Genomic DNA, 13,761 nt, shown 5'->3' on the forward strand with positions numbered 1-13,761 from the left:
CGTGCTCGCTTATAGAGCCGTGTTTTTTCTTGTGCTTTTTTGTTGAAAATGGTAGTGTGATTATACACATATACAATTATTTATAAGAGGTGATCTCGTTGAATAAAGGACAACGACATATACGAATTCGAGATATTATCGCCAATCATGAAATCGAAACACAAGATGATTTAGTCGATTTTTTAAAAGAAGCAGGCTATAATGTGACCCAAGCAACGGTGTCACGAGATATTAAAGAGCTACATTTAGTGAAAGTACCGTTACAGGATGGTCGCTATAAATATAGCTTACCCGCAGATCAACGTTTCAACCCAGTCCAAAAATTACATCGTGCATTAGCAGATGCATTTGTCAGCATTGATGGAGCATCTCACTTTTTAGTGATGAAAGCTCTTCCAGGTAATGCAAACGCGATTGCATCTTTACTTGACCATTTAGATTGGCCAGAAATTTTAGGTACAATTTCTGGGGATGATACCATTTTAATTATTTGTCGTAATGAAAATGAGCGTGAAAATACAAAAAATCGCTTATTAGACATGCTTTAAAAAATGGGGAATTTGATTCAGAGGTGACAATTTGTGTTAAGAGAGCTTAGTATTCGAAACTTTGCCATCATTGAGGATCTGACAGTAAGCTTTTCAGAGGGTTTAACAGTACTTACAGGGGAAACAGGTGCTGGGAAATCCATCATCATTGATGCTGTGCATTTACTTGCGGGTGGACGAGGCAATACTGAATTTATTCGCCACGGTGCAAGAAAAGCAGAATTAGGTGGCTTATTTCAAATTTCAAGTTTAGCTCATCCTGTTCTGAAAAAATTAGAAGAAGCAGGCATAGAAATTGAAGAAGATAGCATTATTTTACGACGGGATTTAAATGATTCTGGTAAAAGCATTTGCCGAGTAAATGGAAAGCTTGTGCCATTATCGGTACTTAGAGACATTGGCGCTAGCCTTATTGATATTCATGGTCAACATGAAAATCAAGAGCTGATGGATGAAAAGCAGCATATTAATTTACTCGACCAGTTTGCGGAGGAAGAACTGTCCCCTATACAAAAAACATATAGTGAACAATATGAAGAATATCGTTTACTAAAAAAAGATTTAGCTTCCATATCGATTGATGAACAATTGATGGCTCAACGTATTGATTTGTACCAATTTCAAATAAAAGAGCTAGAGGAAGCCAATCTAAAGTTGGGTGAGGAAGACGACCTTTTAGATGAACGCCGTCGTTTGATGAATTTTAATAAAATTTTTGAACGTTCTAGTGCAGCCTATGATGCCATTCAAGGCGATTCGAAGGGACTTGATTGGATTGGTAATGCTATGGGTGCTTTAGAAGACGCCGCGACGGTTGACGATCAATTCAAAGAAGCATCTGAAGCTGTGACATCTGCATTTTATGCCTTACAAGATGCAGCCTATCAGGTCAAAAATGTGTTAGATGACTTAGAGTTCGATCCAGCACGTTTAAACGAGGTTGAGCAGCGTTTAGCACTATTCCAAAATTTAAAACGCAAATATGGTTCGACAGTGGAAGAAATCTTAGCGTATTATGAGAAAATTAAAACAGAATTAAATGAATTGTTGAATCGAGATGAAATTTTGCAGGTCAAAGAACGCCGAGTGCTAGAGATGGAATCGGTACTTAATGAACTTGCTGAAAAACTTTCGGCGGTACGTAAAACTGCTGCCCATCAATTGAGTGAAGCCATAATGGCAGAATTACGTGAACTACATATGGAAAAAGCAAAATTTATTGTTAATTTCGATGAATTACCATATTTCGATGCCAATGGAAAAGATCAAATCATTTTCTACATCTCCACAAACGTTGGAGAACCACCAAAATCGTTACCCAAAATTGCATCTGGCGGTGAATTATCGCGAATGATGCTTGCATTGAAAACGATTTTCTCTTCCTCAAATGGTATCACCTCCATTATTTTTGATGAGGTCGATACAGGTGTAAGTGGTCGTGTAGCGCAAGCCATTGCAGAAAAAATCGCAGCGATTTCCGTTAATTCTCAAGTATTATGTATTTCTCATTTACCACAGGTTGCGGCTATGGCTGATCATCATTACTTTATCAAAAAAGAGGTGGAGCATGATCGAACGTTCACTTCGTTATCGGAAATTGATCAAGATGCTCGAATTGAGGAAGTTAGCCGTATGATGTCTGGTACAGAAATTACAGCTTTAACATTACAGCATGCAACAGAGCTTTTAAAAATGGCAGATGAACGAAAAAAACAAATGCGTTAATCTATATTCCAGAAACAGTCACGCTGTTTCTGGGTTTTTTCTTTTTGCACAAATATTTACCGCTTATAAGAATGGCACAACAACACATAGTAAAAAGACAAAAATGAAAAGGAGGTGTCGTATGAATCGTCATTGGCGTCAATTAGTCATTTTGCCTATGCTCATCTTTTTGTTAGTGATGCCTGTACAAGCTTTAGCCGCCAAAAAGCTTATACCAATGGGTGAAGCAATTGGGATCCAGCTCCAATTATCACATGTATTTGTCGCACATGATGTATTATTAGCTTCGAATCAGTGGATGAAGGGAGGAGCAGTCATTGAAAAAATAAATAATATCCCTGTTAAATCTCTTGCTGATGCCAAACAAGCTGTGGCAAAAAAAGGCCAACAAAAATGGACGATCAATAGTGAAGGCCAACAAGTTACATTGGAATTACAAAATCAAGAAGCAGAGCATGTCATTTCCTTTTTAAAAGATGAAACAGATGGAGTAGGAACACTGACTTATATTGATCCAGAGACAAAAAATTACGGAGCACTAGGTCATCAAATTGTCGATTCAACCCTACAAGAAGCCCCTGTTTTTAAAGCTGGCTCCATTTTTTTAGCTTCCATTCAACAAATTCGTAAAAGTACACCGGGCCAACCAGGCTATAAAATATCCTCCATTGAGAAGCATCAAGAACGACTCGGCAGTATAGATAAAAATACTATTTATGGTATTTTTGGCCGTTGGGAAGACGGTTATCAACAAAGATTACCCAAAGCCATTGAAATTATGCATGAAAAAGATATAAAAACTGGGAAAGCCGAAATTTATACGGCTATTGAAGGCAGTAAGGTGGAATCTTTTTCGATTGAAATTACAAAGGTTGAAAATGAACGCCTTGAATTTATAGTATCTGACGAAAAGCTCATTGAAAAAACAGGTGGTATTTTGCAGGGAATGAGTGGCAGTCCTATCATTCAAGACGGTCGTTTTGTCGGTGCTGTGACGCATATGTTTGTTGAAGAGCCGAAAAAAGGGGCGGCACTAACTGTAGCAGAAATGTTAAGAAGATCTTCATGAATTATGTCTGGTAAGAATTCGCTTCATTTTCAGGGGCAACAAAAGCCCAGGGAAAGAAGCGAATTTTACCCTTTTTTCTAGGAATTCAACATGTATTTCTAATAATTCCCTGAAGGAGTCATGATATTTAAAAAAACTGTAGTTTTATCAACTAATTTTATCTAAAATAAGTAATAAGAGCATTCGACTAGTTGCAATTATTTATCGTAACTTGTCGATAAAAAAAGAAAGTATCGGACTACATACTCATTTTTGAAAATGAAAAAGGTTTTTAAAACAAAAATGTCGAAAATTCCACAGTGTGCCAAAAACGGCATTTAGGGGTTAGGTTAACGCTTTGAGGTGTTCAAAGCAAGTCCAGAAGGAGGAATTGAAATGACAAAAGTAAAAGTAGCGATTGCTGATGATAATCGTGAGTTATTAAAAACAATGGAGCAGTATTTTCAAGGACATGCCGAAATAGAAATTATTGCAACAGCTTCAAATGGAAAAGTTTGTCTACAAATGCTTGAGGAATTTACACCAGATATTTTACTTCTAGATATAATAATGCCTCATCTTGACGGTTTAGCTGTATTAGAAGCCATGTATCAAAACGAAAAAATGTCATCTATCCAAGTTATTATGCTAACAGCTTTTGGTCAGGAAGATGTCATGAAACAGGCGGTAGATTTAGGGGCTTCCTATTTCATGCTGAAGCCATTTGAATTCGATCAATTGGTACAAAAGATTCTACATTGTGCTGGACAAAAGGCGACACTACCAAAAAAGACAAGCGTGTTACAACCGACAGTACCTCAAAAATTAAATCAGCATCAATTAGACAGTACGATTACTGCAATCATAAAAGAAATCGGTGTACCTGCACATATTAAAGGTTATTCTTATTTACGTGAAGCCATTCAAATGGTATTTGAAGATATAGAATTATTAGGATCTGTCACGAAAATTTTATACCCAGAAATCGCGAAAAAATTCAATACAACGCCATCCCGTGTGGAACGTGCAATTCGTCATGCCATCGAGGTCGCATGGAATCGTGGCAATTATGAATCGATTTCGTCGATGTTTGGCTATACAGTGCACCACCTAAAATCCAAGCCAACCAATAGCGAGTTCATTGCCATGATCGCAGACAAAATCCGTATTGATATGATGGCTAGCTAAGCGTGCTATATTGGTGTTTTTAGCGTGTAGCTTAGCGGAGAATGTAATTTATTACGAAAATGATAACGCCTTTTTAGACAGTTTACGTCGACTGTTTGAGGGGCGTATTTTTTATGTCCATTATTAACGAATTTGTTCTTTTTAGAAAGGTTCGTGCAATGAAGTTGTGGATCAAAAAAGCATTCATTCGCAAAAACCTCTTTTTAGAGGATTAATATGGTTAATTTTGATAATATGACATAAATTGATTAATAGTAGTATTAAATATCAAATTTAAGGGGAAGAGATACTTGAGTAGGAGTAAGTTATTCGTTATTTTTTTAGTATTTATTTTAGTTGGAGTATTTGCAGCAGGTTTTTATACATTTAATGATGCACTAGTTGAAAAAACAGTGAAAATTGATGAACAAAATATTGTTGAAAAGAACGGAGAATACTACCTGTTAATTGATGAGCGTGAGTTAATATTACCGAAAAAGTATTACGATAAAATCGAATTAGAAAAATACAACGAATACAAAGTTAAATATGTTTACAATCGGTTAAATAATGATGGTGAAGTCGTGATGCTAAAAAGATATGGTGAACAGCCATGGGTTAAATAATGGTGTGAGACCGTAAGCCCTTATCCATTTTTTATAAGCTAAACTTATACGCTGGTGTTCAATTCATCATTACAAAACTCGGTAGTATTGTTCATTTAATTAGGGAAATTAATCGATAGTTTTACAGAAAATGCTGTAGAAATATCTTAACTGAATAACGAGAACTGGAACAATCAAAGAAAAGTCGGCATATTAGTTACTCATTGCGATTGTATTCGTTATACTAAAACAGGTGATGAAAATGAAAAGTGTAAATTTCCAACTAAATGGAATGAATTCGATAGAAATAACGCAAATTGGGGAGGAACTATTTGAGGTACGTTTAGCATTAGATGGTAAAATTAGTATGCACTATATGACGCATGAGCAATTAGCTCAACTAGGCTGCACTTTCCATATTGAAGGAGGTATAGGTAGCTTGTTGAATAACTAAAGGTTCAAAATACCTATATAAAACTACTATTTATAGAGATGAACCCACTTGCTATCTTTCCATAGCATACTATTCCTCCAAAATAATTAAATGGAATTACTTTGAATTAAAAGGAAATTTTAATAAAAAAGCAGATAAATAAACATTTAAATAGTTAAAATTGTTTAATTTTATTTGTTGGAATGAAATTTTTGGCGGATTTTTTAATAATTGAGTAGTACTATTTTCTTTCTCGGTAGTGACAATGGTCTCTAAACAAATGTAAGGGGATTGTATATACTTACATATAGAGGGAAGGAGGAGGTAGCTTGATTCTAGTTCGGAATGACAACTTTGAAATTTCTGAAGAAAATGGCAAGGTATTTATGCTTACTTTTAGTGCCGGATTCCCATTAAAAGAATTTGATAGCATCCTACGTAGTCATCCACGACTTAAATTATCTAATTTTTCAATTTTAAAAAACGTGTTATCAACCCAAAACACAAGCCCAGTTGAAATTGGACGCTGGCTTCCGAATGTTGAAGCGGAGATCGCACGTGATAAAATGTCAGCCTCTATTTTTATATATGAAACACAAGAGTATATTCAAAATAATAAAGAAAAATTGACACAGCAAATACGAGAAACACTTGAAGAAAAAGGAATTGTTTACGGAATAGTAGACTTTGATATTTCAAAGGCTGAATCAGGAAAAGCATTTTTAATTGCTCAAGGCGAACAACCTATAGCAGGGATGGATGCACAAATTACATATTTGCCTAAACCGGAGAGAAAACCGGTCATTCGAGAAGACGGTAAAGCCGATTACTATGATATGAATTTTATTTCAGAAATTTCAGAAGGCTCGTGGCTTGGTGAAAAGATTCCTGCTACATTAGGTAAACCAGGAAAAAACGTGCTTGGTGAAGTAGTCGCTGCTGTACCTGGGAGAGATTTTCCTATTAAATACGACACAAAATCGGCCTATGAAGTGGAAGAGAACGGGAAAATCGTCATTCGCTCTAAAATTGCGGGTGTTTTAGATGATGTCAAAGGAATGATTGGTGTAAACAGACACCTTCCTATAAACGGTGATGTTGGCGTGGAAACAGGCAACCTAGAATTTAATGGTTCTCTCAGTATTAAAGGAACAGTAACAAATGGTTATACGGTTATTGCAACTGGTGATATTTCAATCGATGGTGCCGAAGGTGTAAGCGGTGCCAAATTGATTAAATCCATAGAGGGGGATGTTTATATTCGGGGAGGGATTTTTGGACTTGGTTCAACAGTAGTGGAAGCGGGTGGCAATATATTTGTTAAGCATGTGAATGAAGCGAATTTATTTGCAGGTGATAGTATTCATATTGGTTTTTATGCGCTAGGATCACAACTTTCTGCCCATTCTATTTATGTTGATGAACGAAAAGGTAAAATCATTGGTGGGCGAGCAGTAGCAAAAAATACGATCGTCACAGCCATTTCTGGAAACCGTCTAGAACGCCGAACGGATTTAATCATTGAAAGCATCAATAAGCAAGAAAATAATTCAGTCATGCAAGAAAAAGCAGCCCAGTTAAAACAGTTGCAAGCAGAAATTTTAGCACATGAGAACAAAATGAAAAGTCTATTGCCATTTCTCAATCAGATGTCTAAAGAACAAACTGCTTCATTTGAAGAGACAAAACAAGCCTTAACCAAATTAAAAGCTGAAGCAGTGGAGTTAGATCGTGAAATTAAGCTATTAATGGATGAAATGCGCCATGTAGGGAAAGAAGAGATTGTGGTGACAAAAGAAGCACATCCAGGTACTTATATTCAAATTGGCAGAAAGTCATCGTTATTAAGCAAAATGACGAATGGTAAATTCCTGCTAGAATTTGGTGAGCTCAATGTCTAATTCTTGTATTCCTGTATTTGCACATCGAGGTGCTTCTGCTTATGCACTAGAGAATACTCTTCAAGCTTTTGAAAAGGCGATGGAGCTAGGGGCTGATGGCATTGAATTAGACATTCAATTTTCTAAAGAGGGATTACCCGTAGTGTATCACGATCCACAGCTATCGAGACTTGTGGGCAGCAATAAACTGGTGAGCGATTGTACGATGGAGGAGCTTCTACATTTTAAACTTGGCAAGCCTTGGAGACGTCTATTTTCATCGTATAAAATGCCAGCATTTGAGGCAGTTTTAGTGTGGGCAAATATGCATCAGATGCCATTGAATATTGAATTAAAATCAACCATCTTAGACAATAAGAGAGGGCTGATTAATTTCCTACAGGGGTTAGTTCTGCCAGAGGGGAGTCATTTTTCATCCTTTCACTATGAGCTTTTAGAGATTGTTAAAAAACATAGACCGGAATTTGAAACGGCCCTTATAGCCACAAAAAAAATCAAATGGGACCTTCTAGCTGATTATAAAGCAGCTGATACTGTGCATATGCATAAAAGGTACTATAAACCAAGATACTTGGAGGCTTGTGTTATAAATGAAAAAGCCTGTCGTTTTTATGCGATTGATGGCAGTGAACTATTTTTAACGAATCCACATCCTGCTGTCATTGGATGGATTACGGATTATCCTGATAAAGTCATCGCAGTACAAGAACGTGTATAAAAATAGCTATCCAGTAAGTCGAGTGTGACTTATTTGGATAGCTATTTTTATTTCTTTTGGAAGCGTGGTGCTACTTTTCCATTTTTTCTGTCGCGATGTAGTAAAAATCCTGCGAAAAAACCAAAGCCTATCACGAAGAATATAACACCAACTACAAATTGTAGCCATAAAAATGGGAATGGCGAAATAAGCTTACCAAATAATGTATCACGCATAAATTTAATGCCACCTGCAGCCATAAGACCTGGAATAAGCATTACAATAAATGCAGCTAAACGGGCCATACTACCCCTCCTTATTCCTATGATTAATTGTACCTGTGGATGGTGGAATGTCAAGGAAGGTAGAAACGAATATAATATTTTCGCATAAAAACGAGGAGGGACAGAAAGTAGCATTTGTAACTGAATGTTTAGAAAATTCTTACTTAAATAAGAATATGTAATAATAGTTGCGAAATTGTGAATTTGTCAGTATTGTAAAAATAAGTGGAGCAATATTATCCATTACTAAACAATTTTTTCTTCAAGCATTGGGGTCTAAACACCTACTGAATAAGAGGGGTTCAGAGCTAGTTAAGAGAGAACGCTAAGAGGAATAGATTGTTAGACAAAACATGATGGGATGGGCATTTGGGGATGCACTTTCCAAAGCAAAGGGGCGAGTTTCATGGAAATCTTCAAGTATATGGAAAAGTATGATTATGAACAATTGGTATTTTGCCAAGATGAAGCATCAGGGTTAAAAGCGGTTATCGCTATCCATGATACAACACTAGGACCAGCACTAGGTGGAGCACGAATGTGGACATATGCATCGGAAGAAAATGCTATTGAAGATGCGTTGCGTTTAGCACGAGGAATGACTTACAAAAATGCTGCAGCTGGTTTAAACCTTGGCGGTGGAAAAACGGTTATTATTGGAGACCCATTTAAAGATAAAAACGAAGAAATGTTCCGTGCGTTAGGTCGTTTCATCCAAGGATTAAATGGACGTTATATTACTGCTGAAGATGTAGGTACAACTGTTTCAGATATGGATTTAATCCATGAGGAAACAAATTATGTAACAGGAATTTCTCCTGCATTCGGTTCTTCAGGTAATCCATCACCTGTAACAGCTTATGGGGTTTACCGTGGTATGAAAGCGGCTGCAAAAGAAGCATTCGGTTCCGATTCATTAGAAGGATTAAAAATTTCTGTACAAGGTCTAGGAAATGTAGCCTACAAGCTTTGCGAGTATTTACATAATGAAGGGGCAAAACTTGTTGTAACAGATATCAATCAAGCTGCAATTGACCGAGTTGTCAATGACTTTGATGCGATGGCTGTAGCACCAGACGAAATATATGCACAGGAAGTTGATATTTTCTCACCTTGTGCTTTAGGTGCCATTTTAAATGATGAAACAATTCCACAATTAAAAGCGAAAGTAATTGCTGGTTCTGCTAATAACCAATTAAAAGATTCACGTCATGGTGACTATCTACATGAATTAGGTATTGTTTATGCGCCAGACTATGTTATCAATGCTGGTGGCGTTATTAACGTTGCAGATGAATTATATGGTTATAATCGTGAACGTGCAATGAAACGCGTGGATGGAATTTATGATAGTATTGAAAAAATCTTTGCGATTTCAAAACGAGATGGCATTCCAACATATGTGGCAGCGAATCGCTTAGCAGAGGAACGCATTGCTCGCGTAGCAAAATCTCGTAGCCAATTCTTAAAAAATGAAAAAAATATTTTACACGGTCGCTAATAGACACAGTAAAAACATTATAGAAGTCGCATTGTCGACTTCTTCTAATTTTCAACAAGAAAAAAGACCATGAATAAAGTGAAGCTAAAGTTTTTCTGTAGCAAAAACGGACGTTAAAAAATTGGCAAAGTGATTGTTAAGTAAATAAAGACTTTAGCACTTTTCTCAAAAGGGGGAATAAACATGGCTCAAAATTATGATGTTGTCATTCTAGGTGGCGGTACAGGCGGATATGTTGCAGCCATCCGAGCTGCGCAGCTAGGTTTGAAAACAGCAATTGTTGAACGTGAGCGTTTAGGTGGTACCTGCTTGCATAAAGGCTGTATTCCGAGTAAAGCCTTACTTCGAAGTGCAGAAGTATATCGAATGGCCAATAAAACGGCTAGTGAATATGGTGTCGATATTGCAGGCGTGACACTTCAATTTGACAAAGTTCAAGCTAGAAAACAAGCAATCGTAGAGCAATTAAGCCAAGGTGTGAATACACTGATGAAAAAAGGCAAAATAGATGTTTATCACGGTACAGGGCGAATTTTAGGACCATCTATTTTCTCACCAATGCCAGGCACAATTTCTGTTGAAATGTCCAATGGTGATGAGAATGAAATGCTTGTTCCTACAAATGTTGTGATCGCAACTGGCTCGAAGCCTCGAGGGATGGCCGGTTTAACAGTTGATGGGCAATACGTACTAAATTCAGATCATGCCTTAGAGTTAGCAAGCTTGCCAAAATCATTATTAATCGTCGGTGGCGGAGTAATTGGCATTGAGTGGGCATCTATGCTTTGTGATTTTGGTGTATATGTAACGGTTGTAGAATATGGTCCATCTATTTTACCTGCGGAAGATGCAGACGTTGTAAAAGAAGTGACGAAGCAACTTGAAAAACGAGGTGTTCGGATCGTTACGAATGCTCGATTAGATACTACTACCTTCAAAATTGAAAATGATAACGTTTTCATTTCGGCGAAAGTGAATGATCAGGAAGAAATATTTGAGGCGGATAAATTATTACTTTGTGTAGGACGTGAAGCGAATACGCAAGGTATCGGGTTAGAAAATACGGAAATCGAAGTTGAAAACGGCTTTATTAAAGTGAATGATTCTTATCAAACAAAGGAATCCCATATGTATGCCATTGGAGATGTCATTGGTGGCTTACAATTAGCACATGTTGCCTCTCATGAAGGTCTATCAGCCATTGAGCACATAGCGACAGGTAAAACAAAGACATTGGATGCTCTCAATGTACCGAAATGCGTTTATTCTTATCCAGAGGTTGCAAGCATTGGTTTAACAGAAGGTGCTGCAAAAGAGCGTGGCCATTCTTTAAAAATCGGTAAGTTTCCGTTTAAGGCCATTGGTAAGGCTCTTGTAAATGGAGAGACTGAGGGCTTTGTCAAAATAATCGCTGATAAAGAAACAGATGATATTTTAGGTATTCATATGGTAGGACCGCATGTAACAGATTTAATTGGGGAAGCATCGTTAGCGAAATTATTGGATGCCACACCTTGGGAAATTAGTCAGGCTATTCATCCACATCCATCCTTAAATGAGGTTTTAGTGGAATCTGCTTTGGCAGTAGATGATCGTGCTATCCATTTTTAATTTTCTGAATTTCTTAGCTAAACTATCCAAAAGTGGGGATATAGGATAAGATAGTTATTTCTCTATAATACGAAAGGGGTGTTCGTATGCAAGATGTTCAAATCAAACATGAAGAATTAGGTTTGTCAAATGAAGATGTACTTGCTATGTTCGAAACAATGTTAATGGCCAGAAGATTAGATGAGCGTATGTGGTTATTAAACCGTTCTGGTAAAATTCCGTTTGTTATTTCCTGTCAAGGGCAGGAGGCCGCACAAGTAGGAGCAGCCTTTGCACTTGATAAAAACAAGGATTATATCGCACCTTATTATCGTGATATGGGTGTTGTATTACATTTTGGAATGACACCAAAAGAATTGATGTTGTCTGCTTTTGCAAAAGCAGAAGATCCAAACTCTGGTGGTCGTCAAATGCCAGGTCACTTTGGTCAAAAGAAAAATCGTATTTTAACAGGGTCATCTCCTGTTACAACGCAAGTTCCACATGCAGTTGGTGTTGCACTGGCTGGACGTCTACAAAAAGAAGATTTTGTTTCTTTCGTTACGCTTGGTGAAGGCTCATCCAATCAAGGGGACTTCCATGAAGGAGCAAACTTTGCAGGTGTTCATAAGCTACCAGTTATTATTATGGTAGAAAACAATCAATATGCTATTTCTGTACCCGTAGAACGTCAATTAGGCTGTGCCAAAGTATCTGATCGTGGAATTGGCTACGGAATGCCTGGAGTGACAGTTGATGGGAAAAATCCGTTACAAGTGTATAAAGTGGTGAAAGAAGCCGCAGACCGCGCACGTAATGGGGAAGGGCCAAGCTTAATTGAAACGGTAACATATCGTTTAACAGCCCATTCATCAGATGATGATGACCGTCAATATCGTACGGCTGAAGATATTGCTGAAGGTAAGGCTAAAGATCCGATTCTATTATTCGAAAAGTATTTAATGGATGCTGGCGTTATGACAGAAGCAATACGAACTGAAATTGAAGAGCGTGTTATGGCTGAAGTTAATGAAGCAACAGATTATGCAGAAGCGGCTCCATATGCACAACCAGAGCATGCACTTAAATATGTTTATGCACCAGTGGACGGAGGTGACGTGTAATGGCAGTAATGTCTTATATTGATGCGATTACATTGGCAATGAAGGAAGAGATGGAACGTGATGAACGTGTTTTCATTTTAGGGGAGGATGTTGGTCGTAAGGGCGGTGTATTTAAAGCAACTACGGGTCTGTATGATCAGTTTGGTGAATACCGCGTCCTTGATACACCTCTTGCAGAAAGTGCTATAGCTGGGGTAGGTATCGGGGCTGCGATGTATGGCATGCGTCCAATCGCTGAAATGCAATTTGCCGATTTCATTATGCCAGCTGTTAACCAAATCGTCTCGGAGGCAGCTAAAATTCGTTACCGTTCTAATAATGACTGGTCATGTCCAATGGTCATCCGTGCACCATTTGGCGGTGGCATTCATGGGGCGCTTTATCATTCACAATCTGTAGAAGCACTTTTTGCTGGTACACCTGGTTTGAAAATTGTCATTCCATCAACACCCTATGATGCAAAGGGCCTGCTGAAAGCAGCTATTCGTGATGAGGATCCGGTATTATTTTTCGAACATAAACGTGCGTACCGTTTAATTAAAGGTGAAGTACCATTAGACGATTACACATTACCTATTGGTAAGGCAGATGTGAAACGTGAAGGGGATGATGTAACAGTTATTACCTATGGTTTAGCTGTACATTTTGCTCTACAAGCAGCGGAACGTCTTGCTGCTGATGGTATTTCTGCTCATATTCTTGATCTACGTACTGTTTATCCACTTGATAAAGAGGCGATTATTGAAGCAGCAAGTAAAACAGGAAAAGTTTTACTTGTTACAGAGGATAATAAAGAAGGCAGTATCATGAGTGAAGTTGCAGCAATTATTGCAGAACATTGTTTATTTGAGCTTGATGCACCAATTCAACGTCTAGCAGGACCTGATGTGCCAGCTATGCCATATGCACCAACAATGGAGAAATATTTTATGATTAATCCTGAAAAAGTTGAACGTGCAATGCGAGAACTTGCGGCATTTTAGTAAATCACACAAGGCTGTTTAAAAAAATGAAAGCCTTAGACGGAAGTACAGATTTTGACTTGATCATAAAATAGTCAAAATCTGTCTTGTTGCCTATCTATGTTTTATGATTTAGCGCGACATCAGATACAATGACGCCTAGGCTTAATTGATGG

13 protein-coding genes are annotated in these 13,761 nt (G+C 37.6%); 12 read left to right on the top strand and 1 reads right to left on the bottom strand.

Annotation, left to right across the window (positions count from 1 at the left end):
- The first annotated feature begins 98 nt into the window (after positions 1 to 98).
- The 8 genes from ahrC (at position 99) to SJW71_RS09570 (ending at position 8,145) form a co-directional block, all read left to right on the top strand.
- The gene (gene ahrC, locus SJW71_RS09535; RefSeq protein WP_004231170.1) at positions 99 to 548 is read left to right on the top strand and encodes a transcriptional regulator AhrC/ArgR; all 450 of its coding nucleotides are present in this window, start codon (positions 99 to 101) and stop codon (positions 546 to 548) included.
- 33 nt (positions 549 to 581) lie between these two features.
- Positions 582 to 2,273 (top strand): DNA repair protein RecN, encoded by a 1,692-nt coding sequence (recN, locus tag SJW71_RS09540; protein WP_322611517.1) that lies wholly within the window; start codon positions 582 to 584, stop codon positions 2,271 to 2,273.
- Between the two features lie 121 nt (positions 2,274 to 2,394).
- Positions 2,395 to 3,342, top strand: coding sequence for a SpoIVB peptidase S55 domain-containing protein (locus SJW71_RS09545; RefSeq protein ID WP_431812050.1), 948 nt, complete (start codon positions 2,395 to 2,397; stop codon positions 3,340 to 3,342).
- A 375-nt stretch (positions 3,343 to 3,717) separates the two neighbouring features.
- Positions 3,718 to 4,509: a sporulation transcription factor Spo0A gene (gene spo0A, locus SJW71_RS09550; protein WP_274793617.1), complete on the top strand. Its 792-nt coding sequence runs from the start codon at positions 3,718 to 3,720 to the stop codon at positions 4,507 to 4,509.
- A gap of 290 nt (positions 4,510 to 4,799) precedes the next feature.
- Positions 4,800 to 5,114, top strand: a complete 315-nt coding sequence (locus tag SJW71_RS09555) for a hypothetical protein (protein WP_431812051.1) — start codon at positions 4,800 to 4,802, stop codon at positions 5,112 to 5,114.
- A 241-nt stretch (positions 5,115 to 5,355) separates the two neighbouring features.
- The gene (locus SJW71_RS09560; RefSeq protein ID WP_431812052.1) at positions 5,356 to 5,547 is read left to right on the top strand and encodes a hypothetical protein; all 192 of its coding nucleotides are present in this window, start codon (positions 5,356 to 5,358) and stop codon (positions 5,545 to 5,547) included.
- A gap of 308 nt (positions 5,548 to 5,855) precedes the next feature.
- On the top strand, positions 5,856 to 7,427 hold the full coding sequence (locus SJW71_RS09565) for a DUF342 domain-containing protein (RefSeq protein ID WP_431812053.1): 1,572 nt from the start codon (positions 5,856 to 5,858) through the stop codon (positions 7,425 to 7,427).
- Positions 7,420 to 8,145 (top strand): glycerophosphodiester phosphodiesterase, encoded by a 726-nt coding sequence (locus SJW71_RS09570; protein WP_322605596.1) that lies wholly within the window; start codon positions 7,420 to 7,422, stop codon positions 8,143 to 8,145. The genes SJW71_RS09565 and SJW71_RS09570 overlap by 8 nt, the downstream gene beginning before the upstream one ends.
- 47 nt (positions 8,146 to 8,192) lie before the next feature.
- Here SJW71_RS09570 and SJW71_RS09575 read toward each other — a convergent pair whose 3' ends face one another.
- Positions 8,193 to 8,429, bottom strand: coding sequence for a DUF2627 domain-containing protein (locus SJW71_RS09575; RefSeq protein ID WP_004231186.1), 237 nt, complete (start codon positions 8,427 to 8,429; stop codon positions 8,193 to 8,195).
- Between the two features lie 385 nt (positions 8,430 to 8,814).
- On the opposite strand from SJW71_RS09575, the gene SJW71_RS09580 reads away from it, so the two are divergent.
- From SJW71_RS09580 to SJW71_RS09595, 4 genes are all read left to right on the top strand, one after another.
- On the top strand, positions 8,815 to 9,909 hold the full coding sequence (locus SJW71_RS09580; protein ID WP_274793612.1) for a Leu/Phe/Val dehydrogenase: 1,095 nt from the start codon (positions 8,815 to 8,817) through the stop codon (positions 9,907 to 9,909).
- Between the two features lie 183 nt (positions 9,910 to 10,092).
- Complete coding sequence (lpdA, locus tag SJW71_RS09585) at positions 10,093 to 11,520, top strand: dihydrolipoyl dehydrogenase (RefSeq protein ID WP_322605594.1); 1,428 nt, start codon at positions 10,093 to 10,095, stop codon at positions 11,518 to 11,520.
- A gap of 86 nt (positions 11,521 to 11,606) precedes the next feature.
- A complete protein-coding gene (locus tag SJW71_RS09590; protein WP_274793610.1) occupies positions 11,607 to 12,623 on the top strand; it encodes a thiamine pyrophosphate-dependent dehydrogenase E1 component subunit alpha in 1,017 nt (338 codons plus the stop codon).
- Positions 12,623 to 13,606: an alpha-ketoacid dehydrogenase subunit beta gene (locus SJW71_RS09595; RefSeq protein ID WP_274793609.1), complete on the top strand. Its 984-nt coding sequence runs from the start codon at positions 12,623 to 12,625 to the stop codon at positions 13,604 to 13,606. The genes SJW71_RS09590 and SJW71_RS09595 overlap by 1 nt, the downstream gene beginning before the upstream one ends.
- Positions 13,607 to 13,761 lie beyond the last annotated feature (155 nt).

Source organism: Lysinibacillus sp. FW12 (assembly GCF_050817245.1).
GTDB lineage: Bacteria > Bacillota > Bacilli > Bacillales_A > Planococcaceae > Lysinibacillus > Lysinibacillus irui.

Excerpts from the sequence above, each read along its gene's own strand:
- SJW71_RS09575 (WP_004231186.1), bottom strand. The coding sequence starts at position 8,429 with ATGGCCCGTTTAGCTGCATTTATTGTAATGCTTATTCCAGGTCTTATG.
- SJW71_RS09580 (WP_274793612.1), top strand. The coding sequence starts at position 8,815 with ATGGAAATCTTCAAGTATATGGAAAAGTATGATTATGAACAATTGGTA.
- SJW71_RS09560 (WP_431812052.1), top strand. The coding sequence starts at position 5,356 with ATGAAAAGTGTAAATTTCCAACTAAATGGAATGAATTCGATAGAAATA.
- lpdA (WP_322605594.1), top strand. The coding sequence starts at position 10,093 with ATGGCTCAAAATTATGATGTTGTCATTCTAGGTGGCGGTACAGGCGGA.
- SJW71_RS09590 (WP_274793610.1), top strand. The coding sequence starts at position 11,607 with ATGCAAGATGTTCAAATCAAACATGAAGAATTAGGTTTGTCAAATGAA.
- SJW71_RS09570 (WP_322605596.1), top strand. The coding sequence starts at position 7,420 with ATGTCTAATTCTTGTATTCCTGTATTTGCACATCGAGGTGCTTCTGCT.
- SJW71_RS09595 (WP_274793609.1), top strand. The coding sequence starts at position 12,623 with ATGGCAGTAATGTCTTATATTGATGCGATTACATTGGCAATGAAGGAA.
- spo0A (WP_274793617.1), top strand. The coding sequence starts at position 3,718 with ATGACAAAAGTAAAAGTAGCGATTGCTGATGATAATCGTGAGTTATTA.
- SJW71_RS09545 (WP_431812050.1), top strand. The coding sequence starts at position 2,395 with ATGAATCGTCATTGGCGTCAATTAGTCATTTTGCCTATGCTCATCTTT.